The sequence below is a fragment of the Aliikangiella litoralis genome (assembly GCF_052495765.1).
This window is the reverse complement of sequence record NZ_CP199292.1, coordinates 5,461,871-5,480,977: the sequence shown is the minus strand read 5'-3', so window position 1 is coordinate 5,480,977 and position 19,107 is coordinate 5,461,871. Positions and strand designations below refer to the sequence as shown.

The 19,107-nt window shown below is 37.5% G+C and carries 13 protein-coding genes; 9 read left to right on the top strand and 4 right to left on the bottom strand.

Going from position 1 to position 19,107, the window contains the following annotated elements; genetic code table 11:
* The first annotated feature begins 5 nt into the window (after window positions 1–5).
* Window positions 6–575 carry a DNA-3-methyladenine glycosylase I gene (locus tag ACT5E3_RS22935; RefSeq protein ID WP_444995890.1) on the top strand — a complete coding sequence of 190 codons (570 nt, stop codon included), beginning with the start codon at window positions 6–8 and terminating at the stop codon, window positions 573–575.
* 205 nt (window positions 576–780) lie between these two features.
* Here ACT5E3_RS22935 and ACT5E3_RS22930 read toward each other — a convergent pair whose 3' ends face one another.
* Entirely contained in the window at window positions 781–2,082 is a 1,302-nt protein-coding gene (locus ACT5E3_RS22930; protein ID WP_444995889.1) for an SPFH domain-containing protein, read from the bottom strand.
* 76 nt (window positions 2,083–2,158) lie between these two features.
* Between ACT5E3_RS22930 and ACT5E3_RS22925 the strand changes: the two genes are divergently transcribed.
* The 5 genes from ACT5E3_RS22925 (at window position 2,159) to ACT5E3_RS22905 (ending at window position 9,391) form a co-directional block, all read left to right on the top strand.
* Window positions 2,159–3,265, top strand: a complete 1,107-nt coding sequence (locus tag ACT5E3_RS22925) for an ISAs1 family transposase (RefSeq protein ID WP_444994207.1) — start codon at window positions 2,159–2,161, stop codon at window positions 3,263–3,265.
* Between the two features lie 295 nt (window positions 3,266–3,560).
* Window positions 3,561–4,406 (top strand): formate dehydrogenase accessory sulfurtransferase FdhD, encoded by an 846-nt coding sequence (fdhD, locus tag ACT5E3_RS22920; RefSeq protein ID WP_444995888.1) that lies wholly within the window; start codon window positions 3,561–3,563, stop codon window positions 4,404–4,406.
* A gap of 37 nt (window positions 4,407–4,443) precedes the next feature.
* Window positions 4,444–6,105, top strand: coding sequence for an NADH-ubiquinone oxidoreductase-F iron-sulfur binding region domain-containing protein (locus ACT5E3_RS22915; RefSeq protein WP_444995887.1), 1,662 nt, complete (start codon window positions 4,444–4,446; stop codon window positions 6,103–6,105).
* A 2-nt stretch (window positions 6,106–6,107) separates the two neighbouring features.
* A complete protein-coding gene (gene fdhF / locus ACT5E3_RS22910) occupies window positions 6,108–8,819 on the top strand; it encodes a formate dehydrogenase subunit alpha (protein WP_444995886.1) in 2,712 nt (903 codons plus the stop codon).
* A gap of 125 nt (window positions 8,820–8,944) precedes the next feature.
* Window positions 8,945–9,391: an FAD-binding oxidoreductase gene (locus ACT5E3_RS22905; protein WP_444995885.1), complete on the top strand. Its 447-nt coding sequence runs from the start codon at window positions 8,945–8,947 to the stop codon at window positions 9,389–9,391.
* Window positions 9,392–9,396: 5 nt separating this feature from the next.
* On the opposite strand, the gene ACT5E3_RS22900 is transcribed toward ACT5E3_RS22905, so the two are convergent.
* Together ACT5E3_RS22900 and ACT5E3_RS22895 are read right to left on the bottom strand one after the other, a co-directional pair.
* On the bottom strand, window positions 9,397–10,173 hold the full coding sequence (locus ACT5E3_RS22900) for a ferredoxin--NADP reductase (protein ID WP_444995884.1): 777 nt from the start codon (window positions 10,171–10,173) through the stop codon (window positions 9,397–9,399).
* Window positions 10,174–10,286: 113 nt separating this feature from the next.
* The gene (locus ACT5E3_RS22895) at window positions 10,287–11,609 is read right to left on the bottom strand and encodes a diguanylate cyclase domain-containing protein (protein ID WP_444995883.1); all 1,323 of its coding nucleotides are present in this window, start codon (window positions 11,607–11,609) and stop codon (window positions 10,287–10,289) included.
* Between the two features lie 419 nt (window positions 11,610–12,028).
* Between ACT5E3_RS22895 and ACT5E3_RS22890 the strand changes: the two genes are divergently transcribed.
* Complete coding sequence (locus ACT5E3_RS22890; RefSeq protein WP_444995882.1) at window positions 12,029–14,758, top strand: EAL domain-containing protein; 2,730 nt, start codon at window positions 12,029–12,031, stop codon at window positions 14,756–14,758.
* Between the two features lie 7 nt (window positions 14,759–14,765).
* On the opposite strand, the gene ACT5E3_RS22885 is transcribed toward ACT5E3_RS22890, so the two are convergent.
* A complete protein-coding gene (locus ACT5E3_RS22885; protein ID WP_444995881.1) occupies window positions 14,766–15,503 on the bottom strand; it encodes a helix-turn-helix domain-containing protein in 738 nt (245 codons plus the stop codon).
* 673 nt (window positions 15,504–16,176) lie between these two features.
* On the opposite strand from ACT5E3_RS22885, the gene ACT5E3_RS22880 reads away from it, so the two are divergent.
* Together ACT5E3_RS22880 and pntB are read left to right on the top strand one after the other, a co-directional pair.
* Entirely contained in the window at window positions 16,177–17,709 is a 1,533-nt protein-coding gene (locus tag ACT5E3_RS22880; RefSeq protein ID WP_444995880.1) for a Re/Si-specific NAD(P)(+) transhydrogenase subunit alpha, read from the top strand.
* Window positions 17,710–17,712: 3 nt separating this feature from the next.
* Window positions 17,713–19,086, top strand: a complete 1,374-nt coding sequence (pntB, locus tag ACT5E3_RS22875) for a Re/Si-specific NAD(P)(+) transhydrogenase subunit beta (RefSeq protein WP_444995879.1) — start codon at window positions 17,713–17,715, stop codon at window positions 19,084–19,086.
* Window positions 19,087–19,107: the final 21 nt, after the last annotated feature.

The window sequence follows — 19,107 nt, the reverse complement described above, 5'->3', positions numbered from 1 at the left end:
AAAGAATGACGCAAAATAAACGATGTGGTTGGGTCGGCAAAGATCAGATCTATATTGATTATCATGATCAAGAGTGGGGGGTGCCTGTTTATGATAGCGAGTTATTGTTCCAACACATATTACTTGACGGTGTTCAGGCTGGATTGAGTTGGATTACTGTCCTAAAAAAGAGAGAGAACTATCGAAAAGCGTTCGATAATTTTGATCCTTATAAAATGGCGAATTTAACTGATAAACAATTAGATAAGCATTTGCTTAATAAAGGTATAATTAGAAACCGCTTAAAAGTCTATGGCTTTAGAAAAAATGCAAAAGCTTACTTACAAATAACTGAAAAAATGCCTTTTTCTGACTTTTTATGGCAATTTGTTGATGGTAAGCCAATTATTAATAGCTGGAAAACCATACAAGAAGTACCGACTAGTACTGCTCAGTCCGATCAAATGTCTAAGGCGCTTAAAAAAGAAGGTTTTACATTTGTTGGAACGACTATTTGCTATGCATTTATGCAGGCTGTCGGTATGGTGAGCGATCATACGACAGACTGTTTTCGATATCACGATATGACAACCTGACTGAAAATGATGGCCAACTTTGTTTTGTGGTATCGAACACTCTTATTATTCACTTGTGGGGAAACCTGTATCGTATCAATAAATGCTTTAATTAAGATTAAGATGTTTATTGAAAGTTAAGTTTTTTAATCCCAAAGAGGCTGTTTTCTATGCCTCTTTGGGGGATAGCTAACTAAAAGGTATTGTTAACCAAAAGAGACAGTCATTACTTTCCTTTTTTGCTTAAATCTCTTTCGTAGTTTAATCTTTTGGCTGCATCTAAAGTAAGCATTTGCATAAAAGCTTTGACTTCGGCATCGCTGCCAACAGGGGCCCCTGATTGACCACTACCAAATACGGTACTAGGTACCTTTCTTTTGGCAAAAGCTTCTGCCCAAAGCCGTTGTATTTGAATTTCTGCATCTAGTTTTTGTGCTAGTGCATTATCGGCTTGTAAGATAACTTTCTTTTGATAGGCTTCGGCTTCGGCAAGTGTTCTCTTGGTTTCTGCTTCAATTTTGGCTTTTTCATAGTTAATTTGAGCCGTGTCTTTTGAAATAGCGGCTTGTGCTTTTAGTTTTTCTGCACCTGTAATCGCCAATTGTTTTTCTGTTTCGGCTTCAGTTGTTTTTTGAATTTGTTCAACTTTAGCTTTGGCTTGACGTTCTGCCACTTCTCTTTCACCACGAGCTATCGCCAGTAATCGTTGTTCTTCTTCTTGAACGCGTTGTTCTCTTGCTATTGCTCTATCAGCAGAGGCCTTTTGCTTTAACTGCATTCTTTCAACAAATTTTTGATTAGGGCGCATATCGGTAACAAGTGCTGAGACGACTGTAATACCAAAGTTTAAAAAACGTTGCGTTTTGCGCTTTGGTTGTCCGTCTTCACCTAGTACTTTTTGTACAACAAAAACTGTTTTTGAATCTTCTCCGTATTGTTCTTGATCTGTACCCAGTGATGCATTAGCTGATGCCTTAGCTTGTCTAGATGATTTTACTTGAATTTCTTCTCGTTTCACTAAGAAGATACCGTTGCTCATTTGGCTTTCAAACTCAGAATTAAATTGAGTTCTGCCACCTGAGTAATATTCTTCAGCGCTCATCAATGAGGCATTGGCTTGCAGAGTTTCCTTAAAAGCTGGCATTAATGCAGTGCGTAATAGATTCTCTGGAGAACGATATTCGTGAGCTAATTTTAAAAATGACTCAGGATCCGATGGAATAGAAAAGCGGACTGTGGCTTGAGCATGGGCGTCTACTTGATCCAAGAACATGATACTCATTGGTGGGAGGCTGGCCGATGTATTATCTGAGTCTTTTTCAGCTCTAATTGAGTTACCAGAAGAACCTTGAAGAGCTTGGACTGTCATGGCTCTTTTCCATGAGTTATATCGTCCAAATGGGTAAAATTTATAACCGACTTCAGTCACTACTTCTTCTTTGCCTGTTAGCGTTCTAACATGGTAAATATAACCTGGTTCGGCATAGAAAAAAGATTGTGTTGCGATAAATATACCTATCAACAGCACAGGGCAAGATCATACTTTATTGAACTTATTGAGAAAATAAAGATCAGATCGGTATCGAATATAACGAGATACCGACATGACATTAATCGAGCATTTTTCACAAATTGAAGACCCGCGAAGCCATATCAATGTAAAACATGACCTGTTGGATGTACTATTTCTCTGCGTCAGTGCCGTATTATCAGGCGCCGAGGGATGGAAAGATATTAAAGAGTTTGGGGATGAGAAGCTCGAATGGTTAAGGCAATATCGACCATTTAAAAATGACATTCCAGTTGATGATACGATTGCCAGAATCGTAAGAGCGATCGAACCGGAAGCCTTTAATCAAGCTTTTATCAATTGGGTTAACGAGGTGAGAGTTGAACAAGGACAAGAGCAGATAGCGATTGATGGTAAAACATTAAGGCATTCCTTTGATGGCGACCGGTATGGCGCGCTCCATAGCATTACCGCCTGGAGTAAATCGCAGGGTCTGGTTATAGCCCAAGCGAAATCATCGGGTAAGAAAAACGAAAATGCTTCCGTTATCGACATGCTGGACAACTTGAATATCAAAGGGGCTTTGATTAGCGCGGATGCGATGAATACACAGAAAAAAGTCGTGAGAAAAATCGTAGAAAAGCAAGCGGACTTTGTTTTGTGTGTCAAATCGAATCAAAAGAAATTGCGTGAAGAAATCGCAGCCTATTTTCATAAAGTCAAGCGAGAAACACCTGATTTTATAGAAGAATTTGAGGAAGTCGATAGCGGGCATGGACGAGTTGAAGTAAGGAAATACCGTCAACTTCGTATGAACGAATGGCTTAGTGAAGCTCAGGAATGGCCTAACATTCAAAGTGTCATCGAGGTTGAGCGGGAACGTCATTTAAAAGACAAAAAGGTTCAGCAAGAAACCCTTTACTACATTAGCTCTTTGGTGCCGGACGCGAAAAAAATTGGTAACGCAATCCGTAGTCATTGGGAAGTTGAAAACAAAGTGCATTGGGTATTAGATGTGACTTTTAAAGAAGATGATAGTCGCATACGTTGTGGGGATGGTGCTGAGAATGTAGCTATCATAAGACGTTTTGCTTTAAACCTGGCGAGATTACATCCTCAGAAAAATAGTATGAGGGGCAAACTTAAACAAGCGGGATGGAGTGATAACTTTCGCTCTGAGCTGATATTTGGCCAAAATTAATACAAAGTATGCGTTTGCCCTGATCAACAGCAGGGAAACAATAATAATAATCTTGACTAGCGAGCTAGATTTTGGATTGATTTGTGTGGTCAATTCGGACATAAAGACACCTTATAATTAATTATTTTATACTTGATAGACAAACATAAGTGATTGAGCAATTTTTAGATAAACCTTGCATATTGGGGACGTTGTTTATTAAAACGTGCCAACTCAGATTCTATTCCTTACAAAATGGAGTATGATATTACAATATAGTCAAATACTAGTTAATTAGCGCAAAGTTATAAACAGCATGTTGCAAGATAAAGTCGATATTAAACGTTTTAAGGTTAATTCAAATCAATTTAAGCTTGAGGTCGATCCTGTTGCTGTTGAAGAGCCTATGCAAATCAGTATATCTCAAGGAGCAAAGTATGAAAACTATAGTTTAACTATGCGAACTCCAGGGCATGATACTGAGTTGGTGTACGGTATACTCTTTTCTGAAGGGGTTATTTGTAGCGCATCGAATGTAATTTCCTTAAAAATAGATGATACTGAGCCTGCGAGTTATGGGAATGGCTATTTAGTTCAAATTTCTCGTGATATTGAATTAAATCTGAGTAGTAAGCTTCGCCGACATGCGAGTTATTCTGGTTGTGGGTTATGCGGTAAGACTAGTTTGCAGGCATTAGAACTAAGACGTGAGAGAGACCTAAAAACAATAAAAACTCGGCTTAGTAATCAATTAGTTGAATCTTTAAAAGGTTTATTGGCAGAACAGCCGCTGTTCTCACAGACTGGTGGTGTACATGCTGCTGGGTTAATATATGAAGAAGAAGGAGAGCTAAGGACAGGTATTTCTCCTTTTTTTGAAGATGTTGGCCGACATAATGCGTTGGATAAACTGATAGGGCATGAGCTGCTGATTAATGATCTTGCTCAAGCTGGGATTTTGGTTTTATCTGGTAGAATAGGTTTCGAACTGGTTCAAAAAGCGGTTATGGCTGGTTTTTCTATTATGGTTGCTTTAGGAGCACCCAGTAATTTAGCTATTCAAACGGCTAACCAGTTTGGTATTGCTTTAATTGGATTTGCAAAAAATAGAAGTTTTAATTTATATACGGCTGACAAAGGGCTTTTGGGTAAGGCTGTTTAATTTTTTGTAGAGCGTAATATTTATATAGGAACGAAAAATGTCAGAAAATCTTGCTAAGTTGTCTAGTCGAAAAGGGTTAGCAGAAAACTTATTTGAGAATATTATTCAGGCAAAAGGTGATCCTGTTAGTTTAAAGGCATTGGCGAAGGAATATAAAATTGGAGAAGCCAATATTTATGGGGCTTCTACAGCTTACGATTTTATACAGGGTGATAACGCAGGTAAAAGCGCTTATATTTGCAATGGTTCTTCTTGTTTGTGCGCTAATACACAAGAAACGGTTAAACAGCAATTATTAAAACAATTTGAGCAGAGTGAATTAGGGCATGTAACTTGTTTAGGGCGTTGTCATGAAAATAGCTCGTTTCAAATTGATGGTGTTAATTACTCTGGCGATGATATTAACCTCTTGGAAGATATATTAAGTAAACAAAAAAATTCAGAAGAAAGTTATATTGTTGAGTGTGGCTTAGATAAACCATTACTGACAGAATCGATTGATGAGCCTGCACAATATTATCAACTTTTTGCTCAGATGATTGAGAGTAAAAATAAGCAGGAAATATTACAAGAAGTGATTGATTCTGGATTAAGAGGGCGGGGAGGTGCTGGTTTTCCTACGGGTTTTAAATGGCAATCTTGTGCCAATGAAATTGCTGATGAAAAGTATATTGTATGTAATGCCGATGAAGGTGATCCAGGGGCTTTTAGCGATCGCTATTTACTTGAACAACGGCCACATGCAGTGTTATTTGGCATGTTAATGGCCGGGTACTTATCTGGCGCTCAATGGGGGGTTTTATACATCCGTGATGAATACCCTGAGTCGGTTGAAAATACCCAAAAAGCAATCAACGAATTCGACGCTTTAAATTTATTAGATGAGAATAACTTCAAGTTTCAATTTAAAATTGTGCGCGGTGCTGGTGCCTATATTTGTGGCGAAGAAACGGCACTACTACGCTCTATTGAGGGACAGCGCCCAATGGTCTCAGTTAGGCCGCCGTTTCCAACTGTAAAGGGATTATTTGGTAAGCCTACTATTTTAAATAATGTGGAGACTTTTGCTGCGGTTCATTGGATTTTAGAAAATACTGCATCGGCTTTTGCTAAACTAGGTAATGGACGTTCAACGGGCTCTAAATTACTTTCGCTAGATAGCTGTTTTAAAAAGCCGGGTATTTATGAAGTGGCTATGGGAACGCCTTTAATGGATGTTGTTAATATGGCGGGAGGATATAGCCGCCCAATAAAAGCTCTGCATATTGGCGGGCCATTAGGCGGGTTGGTTCCTATTGCAAAAGTCGAAGCGCTAACCGTTGACTTTGAATCTTTTCAAGAAAATGGTTTTTTGCTTGGGCATGCAAGTATTATTGGGATCCCTGAATCGCAAAATATTGCACAATATATTTATCACTTGTTTGACTTTACCGCAGCAGAATCTTGCGGTAAATGTTTTCCCTGCCGCCTTGGTGCAACGCGGGGTAAAGAAATGTTTAGAGATGCACTCAAAAGTGAAGTTCAATTAGATAAAGTACTGCTTGATGATTTATTAGAAACAATGGAAAAAGGATCTTTATGTGCCTTAGGTGGCGGGGTTCCTTTACCAGTGAAAAATGCGTTAACTTACTTTTTGTCCGAAATGGAGTATTTATTTGATCCGCAATCATTAAGCCGTATTCAAGTGATGGAGAACTAGTTATGACTAAAAATCCAGAATTAAACAAAATAGCATTTATTAATGGCCAGCCTTATCAAATAGAGTCTGGTGAAACTATTTTGCAATTTGCAAAACGAAATGATTTTTCTATTCCAACTTTGTGTGATGATACTCGCTTAGATTCTTTTGGAGCGTGTAGAGTTTGCTCTGTTGATGTTGCATTACAAGCCGATGGCCCTAAAAAGACACTAGCGTCTTGCCATACACCAATTTCGGAAGGCATGCATATTGATACGCAATCACCTTCCATTCAAAAGCTTCGTAAAAATATTATTGAGTTAGTATTAACTGACCATCCGTTAGATTGCCTGACTTGTGAAGCTAATGGTAATTGTGAGCTGCAAGATGTTGCTGCTGAAGTTGGTATTCGAGAAGTTCGCTATAAAAATTCTGCTGATCATAGTGATTATATAAAAGATCAAAGCCATCCGTATATGAGAAGTGATTTATCTAAATGTATTAATTGTTATCGTTGTGTGCGGGCTTGTGATGAAATTCAAGGTGAATTTGTTTTAGGAATTCAAGGTAGAGGGTTTGATAGTAAAATTATTAAAGGTGCTAATTTATCTTTTAATGATTCAGCTTGTGTTTCCTGCGGTGCTTGTGCACAAACTTGTCCTACTGCAGCAATCAGTGATGTTTTTCAAAGCAAATCAGCACAAGCTGAAAAAAAGGTTCGCACGGTTTGTTCATATTGTGGTGTTGGGTGTAATTTAGAAGTTGCTGTAAAAGGTAATGAAATACTTTCTATACGTGCTCCAAATGATGCCGAAGTTAATCAAGGACATACCTGCTTAAAAGGTCGATACGCATGGAAATTTTATAATCATCCTGAGCGATTAAAAACACCTTTAATAAAAAAGAATGGCACTTTTGTTGAGGCAAGCTGGGATGAGGCTTATGAGCTTATTGCGCAAAAATTAACAGAATTGAACCAAAATTTTGGACCTGACTCTATTGCTGGCATTTCTTCAGCTCGCTGCACCAATGAAGAAAACTACTTGATGCAAAAATTACTGAGAGTTGTTGTTGGTACTAATAATATTGATTGTTGTGCTAGGGTTTGCCACTCGCCGACGGCTTATGGCATGCAACAGTCATTTGGCACCGGTGCTGCCACGAATTCAATTAAAGACATTAAAAAAACCAAATTTATTATGGTGATTGGAGCAAATCCAACCGCTGCACATCCTGTCACTGGCGCTAAAATTAAACAGCAATTAATGAAAGGTATTCCGTCGATTGTGATTGACCCAGTGAAAACTGAAATAGCAAGGTATGCCACTTATCATTTACAGCTTCGCCCAGGAACTAACGTGGCTGTTTTAAATATGATGAGCTATTACATTATTCAAGCGGGGCTAGTTGACCAAGATTTTATTGAACAACGTTGCGAGGATTGGGAATCATTTAAATCACATATTATGAGTCTGAACGTTGATGAGTTAGAAGCGGTTTCTGGTGTAGATAAAAATTTAGTCAGGCAGGCTGCTATCGCCTATGCAAGTGCTGATTTAGCAATGAGCTTTCATGGTCTCGGGGTGACTGAGCACTCTCAAGGAAGCCGTACTGTTATGAATATTGCAAACCTCGCTATGATGACTGGCAATATTGGACGCGAAGGTGTTGGTGTTAACCCATTGAGAGGACAAAATAATGTGCAAGGTGCTGCAGACATGGGGTGTCAACCACATCAAGGAGCTGGATATTATCCGGTTAATTTAACTGAAAATAATCAAAGGTATAAGGCGCATTATGGCGTTGAAATGCCCAAAGAAATTGGACTAAAAATCCCTGAAATGTTTAATGCTGCAATTGATGGCCAGCTGAAGGCTTTGTGGGTTATGGGAGAAGATATTGCACAAACCGATCCTAACCAGCAGCATGTGCTAGCCGCTTTAAACAACCTTGATTTTTTAGTGGTTCAAGAAATATTTATGTCTGAAACTGCACAATTAGCAGATGTTGTTTTGCCTGGTTCTTCTTTTTTAGAGAAATCAGGGACATTCACCAATGGTGAGCGTCGTATTCAAGCTGTTAATGCCGCAGTAAAGCCCTTACAGGGTTGTAAAACTGACGGTCAAATTTTGGTTGATGTGATTAACCGTCTGGGGGGTAAGCAAGAAAGTGCAGAGCCAGATGTTTTATTAGATGAGATATCTAATATAGTCCCGTTTTTTGCCGGTGTTAAATGGCAAGAACTTGGTGAAAATGGTAAACAATGGCCTGTGCTTGATGATGGATTAAGTACTGAAATTTTACACACTGAGCAGTTTAAAATTGGTAAAGGTAAGTTTCACTATTTTGATTTTGAAGAAACTAAAGAGCTAGTGGATAATGGAAAGTCTTTCCCATTTATTTTGACTACTAGTCGAATTCTTGAACATTATAATGCTGCAACAATGACGCGCCGTACTTCTAATGGTGAGATTGTTGATAAAGACATTTTACTGATTAACCCTAAAGATGCAGAGAAAAAACATATCCTAACTAACAAGCAAGTGAAGTTGGTGAGTGAGCGTGGTGAAATTGAAATGGTGGCGGAAGTGAGTGAAAAAGTAAAACCGGGAGTGTTGTTTACGACTTTTCATTTTCCTGAACTGATGGTTAACCGTTTGACCGGAGATGTTTGTGATACTGAAACCTTATGTCCTGAATATAAAGTGGTTGCGGTGAATGTTGAAGCGATATAAATGATAAAGTGTTGAAGTGATAAAAATGGGAGGATAACTTTATTAGTTCATATGAATAATAGCGCTATTAAAGATCAGTATTCTCTAGTTGTATGGTTCGAGTAATTTAGCACGAGTTTTGTAAAATGAGATTTCATTTAACCCTCTTGATATTTGGGGTAATTACCATTGGAACCGGGTGTTCTCCAGAAGCCGGAGCGGAGTTAAAAGCTTTTACTAGTGACGGTTGTTCTTCTTTTCCTGATGGAACACTGAAGCAAAAACAATTGTGGTTATCTTGCTGTATTGCGCATGATAAAGCATATTGGCTAGGGGGAAGTTATGAGCAAAGGGTGCTTGCTGATAAAAAGTTAAAGCTATGTGTTGAAAAAGTGGGGGAAAAGGCGATAGCTAATCTCATGTTAGCAGGGGTTAGAGTTGGTGGCTCACCATATTGGCCGACCTCATTCCGCTGGGGATATGGCTGGGGGTACTTTAGAGGTTATGAAGTACCTTCCAACCAAGAGCGTGCGCTAGCAGAGCAGCTATTAAAAGCTTATGAGGCTAATTTAAAAGCTGCTAAGAAAAAATAAAAACTTTAAGATTCTACAAATGCTCTTTCGATAACGTAGTCTCCTTGCTCACCAAGTCTTGGACTGATTTTGAAGTTCATTTTGTCCAATATTTGTTGAATTTCTTCTAACATGCTAGGGCTTCCGCATAGCATGACACGATCATTTTCGGGGCCAAGAGGCGGTAGCCCTATTTCTTTCGCTAATTGACCTGATTCAATTAAGTCCGTTATGCGGCCTTGATTTTTAAATGGTTCACGAGTAACCGAAGGATAATAAATTAGTTGGTTTTTGACTAATTCACCGATGTAAGGGTTATCGGGTAATTGAGATTCTATAAGCTCTTTATAGGCGAGTTCTGAAACGGTTCTTACGCCATGAAATAATACAATTTTTTCAAATCTATCGTAAATTTCTAAATCAAATATAATACTCATAAATGGAGCAAGGCCCGTACCTGTTGCTATAAGGTATAAGTTTTTTCCAGGCTTCAGATCATCTACTACCAATGTGCCTGTGGGCTTACGGCTAACAAACACTTCATCGCCAGGCTGTATATGTTGTAAACGTGATGTGAGCTGCCCATCTGGAACTTTTATACTTAAAAATTCCAAGTGTTCTTCATAGTTGGCGCTGGCAATACTATAAGCTCTTAAGATTGGTTTCTTCTCGCCAGGTAAACCAATCATTACAAATTCTCCGTTACGGAAACGCAGACTTGCATCTCTTGTCGTTCTAAAACTAAATAATTTGTCGTTCCAGTGATGAACACTGAGTACATTTTCAAGTGCAATATTAGCCATAATCTTTTTTTAACCAGTTTTTCAATGAGAAATATTCTCATTAATATATTAAGAAAAGTCAATGCATTTTAATGCATATGCAACAATATGCAACAGCTTTTTAATTATTTATTCTATTTTGTTGAAGTATTTGAAAGTTCTTTGGATTGGTGAAAGAAGCATATATCTAATTGGTTTACTTTCGCGGCGTACATAGCATGATCAGCCAGCTCAATCACTTCTGACTCATTACTAAGATGTTCGTAGCTTGTATCATCTTGAATCATATCAAGATCATCGGGGAAAATGCTGATACCAATACTCGAAGATACACAAACCTCTAAGTTATCATTAATTGAAATAGGGGTTTGAATGGATTGATGTATTCGTTTAGCTATGCCTTCTACAACTGAGATCCGATTAATTCTTGGCATTAAAATAACAAACTCATCTCCTCCAATTCTGGCAGCAGTATCTTCCTGTCTAATACATAAAGATAAACGGTGCGCTATTTCCATTAGTAGAATATCACCCGCTTTATGCCCATACTGGTCGTTGATTGGTTTAAATTTATTAAGATCAAGAAATAGCAGAGCTACTTTATCGTCTCTTAGTTTTGCCATTTCTGTTGCTTGAGTTATCTTGGCTTCAAGAAAATAACGGTTTGGGAGTTCCGTTAGTGAGTCGTAGTTAGCGAGATCATTGAGTACTTTTTGACGTTCTTTAATTTCAGTAATATCAGCAAGAATACTAATATAATGAAGAAGGTTACCATCTTGATCGGTTACTGCTGATATTGTTTCCCAGACATAAAATAAGTTTCCTGATTTATGTCTGTAGCAGATTTCACCTTGCCATATTCCATCCAGCTCTAATGTTTTCCAAATGCGATTGTAAAAGCTTTCATCATGCTCTCCTGAGCGTAGCAAAAATGGCTTTCGACCGACAATTTCATTTTCATTGAAGCCCGAAATTTTGCCAAATGCAGGGTTAACTTGAATAATCGTGTGTTCTGCATCAGTTATCATGATCCCATCGCCACTATGACTAAATGCCATGGAAGAGAGCTTATCTTGTTCTTCTCGATTCTTTTGTTCTGATACGTCATGAATAATGCAAACGATATGTGGTTGTTCATCTGTTTCTGAATGGCTAAGTGTGGCTGAAAAAAAAGCCCACTTAATTGATCCATTCTTTAAGGTAAAAGGGACCTGAATGCCAAAGCTTTTTCGAATACCATTAGCTAATTCTGTAAAAAGAATATCAAATCGAGTTTGGTTTTGGGTTGATAAGATTGTTCTAACGCTAGTGCCTATCAACTCATCTTTGCTATAGCCTGTAATATCACTATATTGCTGATTAACAATCTCAAATATGCCATTTACGTTAATACGAGCAATGCCCATATTTGCATGGCTGGCTAGCGTTATTATTTCTTCTTGCTGAGATTTATTCACTTTCAGCTCCTCCTGGAGCGAAATATTCGCAATGTTAAACATGTAAATCCCTTTTATGAGCTGGGTTATTGGAATATTAATTTATCAACAGTACAGTTAGTTTAACCAAATTTTGAATTCCTTTTTTCGGATAGGTCACAAATTAGAGAATTTAAAATCTCGGTTTTCATTAATCATAATATAGAACAATATTTTAAGTTTGATTAAAAAAGAAATTATTATTGTTTTTTCATTGGGCAATAGTCGAATTCATTATCTCAAAGCGAAAGGCTATATATTAACTGATGATACTTAGTTGATATTTTATCTCTACATTGTTATATTTCTGGGCGCTTGTTTTTATCAAGTAACTTATTGATATTATAATAATATTCATAAATCTTGAGTGTTTTTTGCTCGTTTATTGCAGTTAAAGTTGTATGCAGAATTCAGGATTAAAAGCTATTAGGCCGACTCGTAAAGGTGTTTTTGAAGAAACCATAAAATCTATGTTGCAAGCTACGGCTGGCCGACTGGGAGAAGATTTCCTGCACGGTTTAGTTCAAACACTTTGCAACCACCTTGCTTTTGATAGTGTATTTATTGGCTGCTGGCATCAAAAAAGTAATAAACAAATCCGAACAATTGCAACAACTGAGAATACAAACACTTTTAATAATAACATTTTCCACTTAAACGACTCTATTTGCGAAGCTATTTTACATCAAGGTAGTTACTATCTTATTGATAATGCAAAGAATAGCTTTCCGAATGATAAGTTGATATCTAAATGGAATGCACAAGGTTGTCTTGGTACTGTCTTGTTAGACTCTAACCAGCAAGTTATTGGTTTTCTGGTCGCATTAACTAGAAATGAAATGAGAAATGCCGCTTCACTCATTAATATATTAGAGATCTTTTCTTTCCGTATTGCAGCAGAATTAGAAAGGCAAGCGATTAACCAGAACCTTTATAGTGAAGTCAAAGTGAACCAGGCGCAGCTAGACTCTGTTCCAGCTTTAATGTTTACTCTCAATCGTAAAGGTAAACTTATTCGGTGGAACCAGTATTTTTGTTCTCGATTTGGTTATGACTATGAAAGCCTGCTTCATGAAAATATTCTCATGGCTGTCCATGAAGCTGATAGAAAACGCATTGTTTTAGAAATTGAAAAAATATTTACCGATGGTGGTGGGTCCATTTATTTAAATGGTGTAACTCATAGCGGTGATATTGTGCCACTATTAGCCACACTTGAAGTAACGGCATATAACGGCGAGCCTGTGATTGTTGGTGTTGCTTTAGATATGACGGAACAACAAGTCGTTGAACGAAACTTGTTACGCTCTCAAGGACGTTTGGCGAGCAAAAACTCTCAGCTGAGTTTAATTAATAATCTGACCGAAAAGTTACACAGCAGTCACAATGCAAAGCAAATGGCTAAACAAGTTGTTAACCTGTTAAGTGCTATGCAAAAGAATGCATGCTTTGTTTTTGTTGTTGTTGACTCGGCCAATGAGAATATGGAAATAGTTGCACATAATGGTATTAGCGAAGAATTAATCGAAAAAAGAAAGCGATTACCCTTTGGCGCTGAGGGCTCCCTCTCTGGCTTGGTTTTAAAAAATCATCATTTAGAGGTTTTTTCATCTTTTGAAAACGATGACAGAATTGATACTTGTTTAAGGAAAGGTTTGATAGACGATGGTATTCATTCTGGAATAGTGCTTCCATTTATCTACCAGCAAGATACTTTAGGTAGTTTATTTATTGGTCATAAATCTGATTCGAAAGTTTCCACCGATGAAGTTGAGTTTTATCAAACTATAAGAAGTAGTATTTCCCTTGCATTAGCAAATGCAAGGCAGTTTAAGTTGATGGAAGATTTAGCAACTTGTGATACATTAACTGGATTACCGAATCGCAATGCATTAAATAAAGACTGTCAAAATGCTTTGAAAAGCACTTCAGCGAAAGATAGCTTAATTGGTTTAATACTAATTGATTTAGATCGATTTAAGGAAATCAATGATACCTTAGATCATCAAATTGGAGATAAACTACTTAAACTTATAGGGCCTAGATTAACACAAAGAATTTGTGATAACGACTGCAATGTTTATCGGTTAGGTGGTGATGAATTTTGTGTTTTGGTGACGAATAAAACAGAAGCGGCTTGTATAACACAAATTGCAGAATTGATTTTTGAGGTAATTGCTGAACCTTTTTTAGTTGATAATTTTAATTTAGAAATTAGCTCTAGTATTGGAGTTTCGATTACAGAATGCATACAGCCTAGCCCAGCCGAAATGCTTCGGTGTGCAGAGTTAGCAATGTACCAAATAAAAAATGAAGGTGGTGGTATTGTACAGTATTCACCGGAGATGGATGCAGATACCAATCAGCGCTTTGTTATTATGGCAGAAATGGCTGAAGCAATCCGCAATAATGAGTTAGTGCTTCATTATCAACCTAAGTTTGATTTGAAAACTCGCAAAATATGCGGGTGCGAAGCGCTTGTTCGTTGGCAGCACAAAACCTATGGCTTATTACCTCCGGAAAAATTCATTCCTTTTGTTGAATTAACTCAACTGATCCATCCGCTAACCTGTTGGGTAATGAAAACGGCAATGAAGCAAATTCAACAGTGGAAAAAACAAGGGATCTATACGAGTGTTGCTATTAATTTGTCGACCAGAAATTTAGTTGATGATGAATTTATTGGGCAAGTTGATTCATTGATGAAAGAGTATAACATTGAGTCACATGAAATTGAATTTGAAGTGACTGAAACCGTTTTAATGAGCAATTTAGATCGAGCTTTAAAGCAATTGAGTGAGTTTAATACTAGGAATATTCGTTGTTCTCTTGATGATTATGGGACAGGTTATTCTTCGCTTTCATATCTTAAAAAACTACCAATAGATATGTTAAAAATAGATCGCTCTTTTATATCCAAAATGTTGTTAGATAGTGAAGATCGAATTATTGCGCAGTCAACCATTAACTTAGCGCATAATTTGGATATGAAAGTAGTTGCTGAAGGCGTCGAAGATGAAAAAACTTTATTAAAGCTGGCTGAGCAAGGCTGTGATTTAGTGCAAGGCTACTTTATTAGCAAACCTCTGGGAGCTGAAGAGTTTCTCAATATGTATCAAACCTATATTTAGTCTGTGATTAATCGTTTTTTCTAAAAGGATCAAATAAACTAAACTCCCAAGGACGAATAGCACCTACAAGACTACAGCCAACTCTTTCTTTAAATGGAATTGAAGCATCCTGTTGAGCAAGCTCGTTAAATTCGCCAACAAGTTTTTCTATTTTAGCATGCATTAATAGTAACGTTGTTCTAGAAACTAGAGCTGAACCAAACTGCATACATTCATCGGTTTTAGCAAAACGGGATTGAAAAAATTCTTTACGGATATGCTGGTTAAATAGTTTTTCAATAGGACCGTGTTTACGCCAACGAAAATTGCGCGAAGTGAGCAGTTTTACTCTATTACTTGGTAATAAATCTATAAATTTGATTCTATCAAGATGAGCTAATAGCTGAATGCCTTCATGTTCACTGATGTTAAAGTTTTGTACAATAGTGTCGAAATTAATATCATTTAATAACATGAATGCAACAAACAATAATTTTGGCTGCTTGATAAACTCGTTTTCCTGCTCTTCACTGAGTTCTTGTATTTGATGCTGTTTTTGTTCTGCTAGTTTTGCTAAGTCAGAAATTTCTATTTTTAACATCTGACAGATTTGGTCAAGACGTTGTAATGATAAGTTTTCTTCAGAAAATATTCGTTTAACACTGGCTTCACTTAATTTTAGGTGCGCTGCGACATCTGCGTAAGTAAATCCTTTTTCTTTTAAGCAGGATTTTAGTGTTTGAAGAAATAGAGATGTTTGGGCCATATTTCAGTTTCCTGTTAGCTAATGAATAGAGCATAACACCGTAATGGCATGAAATAAATATTCACTTTTTGACAAGCAAATCTTTAACGACTAGAGTGAGGTAATATTGTCTTTATACTCAATAGTTATGTTAAGGAAGCGATTTATTATTGGTTGGTGTTAATTCATTCGATTATGTCCGCTCAAAAAATCAGGGAAACAAAAGCTATCAATGTTAGTCATACGACATAAAATATCTCAATTAAAGCTACATTGCCAGTTAGTCGTATTTATAGTGCGCTAACTCAATTATATAAAGGTTGAGCGCTATAAGTGAAAACTAAAAGCGCTAAAAAGGAGAGCTTGCAGGGGTTATATCTGATAGAGAAATATCACTAGTATTCTTGTTGAGTGCAAGTGTTTAAATTTAAGTTTAACCTTCTTGTCGGGTTAATTGAGTATGTGTTTTCTCTATAATTTAATTGCATACTACTATGATCTATTTGCTTTTTGAAAGTTTTAGTCGTACATTCGCCCTCAAGAATCAAGCTGTCAATGTAACAAAAATGTGAAATTTTGTTTTATATTAATAAGTCGAATATATATTGCTATTTATTAATATTTTCATTGCTTTTAGTTAAAAAAATTTGAATCTCATTTCACTTTTAGGATCTTTCTAAGTAGGACTTAAAACATGCAAATAGGTATTGTTAAAGAAGTAGTTGCTAATGAGTCGAGAGTGGCGGCATCGCCATCGAGTGTATCTCAGTTTATCAAGCTCAACTTTTCCGTTGTCGTTGAATCAGGTGCAGGTATTCAGGCGAGTTTTTCAGATGCTAAGTATGAAGCTGCCGGGGCATCTATTTTGTCTGAAAATGAAGTTTGGCAGTCTGATTTAATATTAAAGGTTAATCCACCAACAGAACAAGAAGTTGAAAAAATAAAGTCAGGAGCGACCTTGCTGGGCTTTTTCTGGCCCGCGCAGAATGAAGCTTTGATGAAAAAACTAGCAGATAAAAACATTAATGTATTGGCTATGGATTCGGTGCCTCGAATATCAAGGGCGCAATCAATGGATGCTCTGAGCTCTATGGCTAATATTGCTGGTTATAGGGCTGTTGTAGAAGCGTCTCACTGTTTTGGCAGTTTTTTCACTGGGCAAATAACCGCCGCAGGAAAAGTTCCTCCAGCCAAAGTTATGATTATTGGGGCTGGGGTTGCTGGGTTGGCGGCAATTGGAACCGCGGGTAGTCTAGGAGCCATTGTTAGAGCATTTGATACTCGCCCAGAAGTGAAAGAACAAATTGAAAGTATGGGTGCTGAATTTCTAGAAATGGATTTTGAAGAGGAGGCTGGTAGTGGCGATGGTTATGCAAAGGTTATGAGTGAAGCTTTTATTAAAGCAGAAATGGCACTATTTGCCGAGCAAGCAAAAGAAGTCGACATTATTATTACCACCGCAATGATCCCCGGTAAACCTGCACCTAAATTGATAACAGCAGAAATGGTTAAGTCAATGAAACAAGGTAGTGTCATTGTTGATTTAGCGGCTTTAGGTGGGGGTAACTGTGAATTAACTGAGGTTGATAAAGCCGTTGATGTCGATGGTGTAACCATTATTGGTTACAGCGATATGCCATCTCGTTTACCTACTCAAGCAAGCCTTTTGTATGCTAATAATATTTTAAACCTTATTAAGCTACTAACTCCTGAAAAAGATGGCCATATTGTTTTAAATTTTGAAGATGAAATTATTCGAAACGTTACGGTTACTAAAGAAGGTGAAATTACCTGGCCGCCACCCCCTGTTAAAGTTAGTGCTGCACCAGCAGCTAAACCCCAAATAACACCGCAGGTTGTTAAAGAAGAGAAAAAGTCTTCGGGTATGGGGAAAAATATTATGTTGCTGTTAGGTGGTGGGCTGTTTAGTTGGCTTTCTATGGTTGCACCCTCTGACTTTATGCAACATTTTACCGTGTTTATTTTGGCTTGTATTATTGGCTATTATGTTGTCTGGAATGTTTCTCACTCTCTGCATACTCCTTTAATGAGTGTCACTAATGCTATTAGCGGAATTATTGTTGTTGGTGCCTTACTCCAGATCTCAAGTTCTAACCCAATTGTAATGTGGATTTCAGTATTTGCTGTGCTAATTGCTTTTATTAATGTTGTTGGTGGCTTTGTTGTGACAAAACGAATGTTAAAAATGTTTAGGAAGGAGGGCTAAGTCATGGATCAAGCATTAATTAACGGCGCTTACTTCTTTGCTGCAATTTTATTTATTTTCAGTTTGGCTGGTTTGAGTAAACAGGAGTCAGCTGAACATGGTAATTGGTATGGCATAATCGGTATGGCAATTGCTCTAGGGGCAACTATTCTCAGCCCTTCCGTTACTAATATTGAATACCTTTTGGTTGCTATGTTGATTGGTGGCGCAATTGGTGCAAGGTTGGCATTAAAAGTTGAAATGACTCAAATGCCTGAGCTAGTTGCTATGTTGCATAGTTTTGTTGGGTTGGCTGCTGTCGCTGTTGGCTACAATAGCTTTCTAGAGCATGGTGAAATTAGCGGAATAATGCTAAATATTCACTTGGTTGAAGTCTTTTTAGGTGTATTTATTGGTGCAGTAACATTTACAGGTTCAATTGTCGCTTTTGGTAAATTAAGAGGGATTATTAGTAGCTCTCCTTTAATGTTACCGCAGCGTCACAAGATGAATCTGATTGCTGGAATCGTTAGTTTTGCATTGATGGTTTACTTCGTTAAACAAGAAGGTCATATGATCGCTTTGATTGTTATGACTGTTATTGCACTCATTTTTGGTTGGCATTTAGTAGCTTCTATTGGTGGCGCGGATATGCCAGTGGTTGTTTCTATGTTGAACTCCTATTCTGGTTGGGCAGCCGCAGCAGCAGGTTTTATGTTAGGTAATGATCTGCTGATTGTGACTGGAGCTCTTGTTGGCTCTTCTGGCGCAATATTGAGTTATATTATGTGTCGTGCGATGAACCGTTCATTTATTAGTGTGATTGCAGGCGGGTTTGGTACGGTTGTGTCGGTCAATAATGATCAGGATTATGGTGAGCATATAGAAACTAACGCAGAAGAAGTTGCTGAGTTATTAAAAAATGCTAAATCGGTCATTATCACGCCTGGCTATGGAATGGCGGTGGCTCAAGCTCAGTATCCAGTTTATGAAATGACTAAAAAGCTCCGTGATAAAGGAGTGGATGTGCGTTTTGGCATTCATCCGGTTGCTGGACGTTTACCTGGACATATGAATGTTTTACTCGCTGAGGCGAAAGTGCCTTATGATATCGTTTTAGAAATGGATGAAATCAATGATGATTTTCCAGAAACTGATGTTGTGCTTGTTATTGGTGCGAATGATACAGTTAATCCATCGGCGGCTGAAGATCCCAACAGCCCTATTGCAGGCATGCCTGTACTTGAAGTTTGGAAAGCCAAGCATGTTGTTGCCTTTAAACGTTCAATGAACCCTGGTTATGCAGGAGTTCAAAACCCATTATTTTTTAAAGACAATACCAGTATGCTTTTTGGTGACGCAAAAGATAGTGTCGATAATATTGCAAAGGCTATTTAGTCTGAATTTTAGATATTTGGT

Coding starts and splice junctions, on each gene's coding strand:
- ACT5E3_RS22915 (WP_444995887.1), top strand. CDS start 4,444: ATGTCAGAAAATCTTGCTAAGTTGTCTAGTCGAAAAGGGTTAGCAGAA.
- ACT5E3_RS22885 (WP_444995881.1), bottom strand. CDS start 15,503: ATGGCCCAAACATCTCTATTTCTTCAAACACTAAAATCCTGCTTAAAA.
- ACT5E3_RS22890 (WP_444995882.1), top strand. CDS start 12,029: ATGCAGAATTCAGGATTAAAAGCTATTAGGCCGACTCGTAAAGGTGTT.
- ACT5E3_RS22935 (WP_444995890.1), top strand. CDS start 6: ATGACGCAAAATAAACGATGTGGTTGGGTCGGCAAAGATCAGATCTAT.
- fdhF (WP_444995886.1), top strand. CDS start 6,108: ATGACTAAAAATCCAGAATTAAACAAAATAGCATTTATTAATGGCCAG.
- ACT5E3_RS22925 (WP_444994207.1), top strand. CDS start 2,159: ATGACATTAATCGAGCATTTTTCACAAATTGAAGACCCGCGAAGCCAT.
- ACT5E3_RS22905 (WP_444995885.1), top strand. CDS start 8,945: ATGAGATTTCATTTAACCCTCTTGATATTTGGGGTAATTACCATTGGA.
- ACT5E3_RS22900 (WP_444995884.1), bottom strand. CDS start 10,173: ATGGCTAATATTGCACTTGAAAATGTACTCAGTGTTCATCACTGGAAC.
- pntB (WP_444995879.1), top strand. CDS start 17,713: ATGGATCAAGCATTAATTAACGGCGCTTACTTCTTTGCTGCAATTTTA.
- fdhD (WP_444995888.1), top strand. CDS start 3,561: ATGTTGCAAGATAAAGTCGATATTAAACGTTTTAAGGTTAATTCAAAT.
- ACT5E3_RS22880 (WP_444995880.1), top strand. CDS start 16,177: ATGCAAATAGGTATTGTTAAAGAAGTAGTTGCTAATGAGTCGAGAGTG.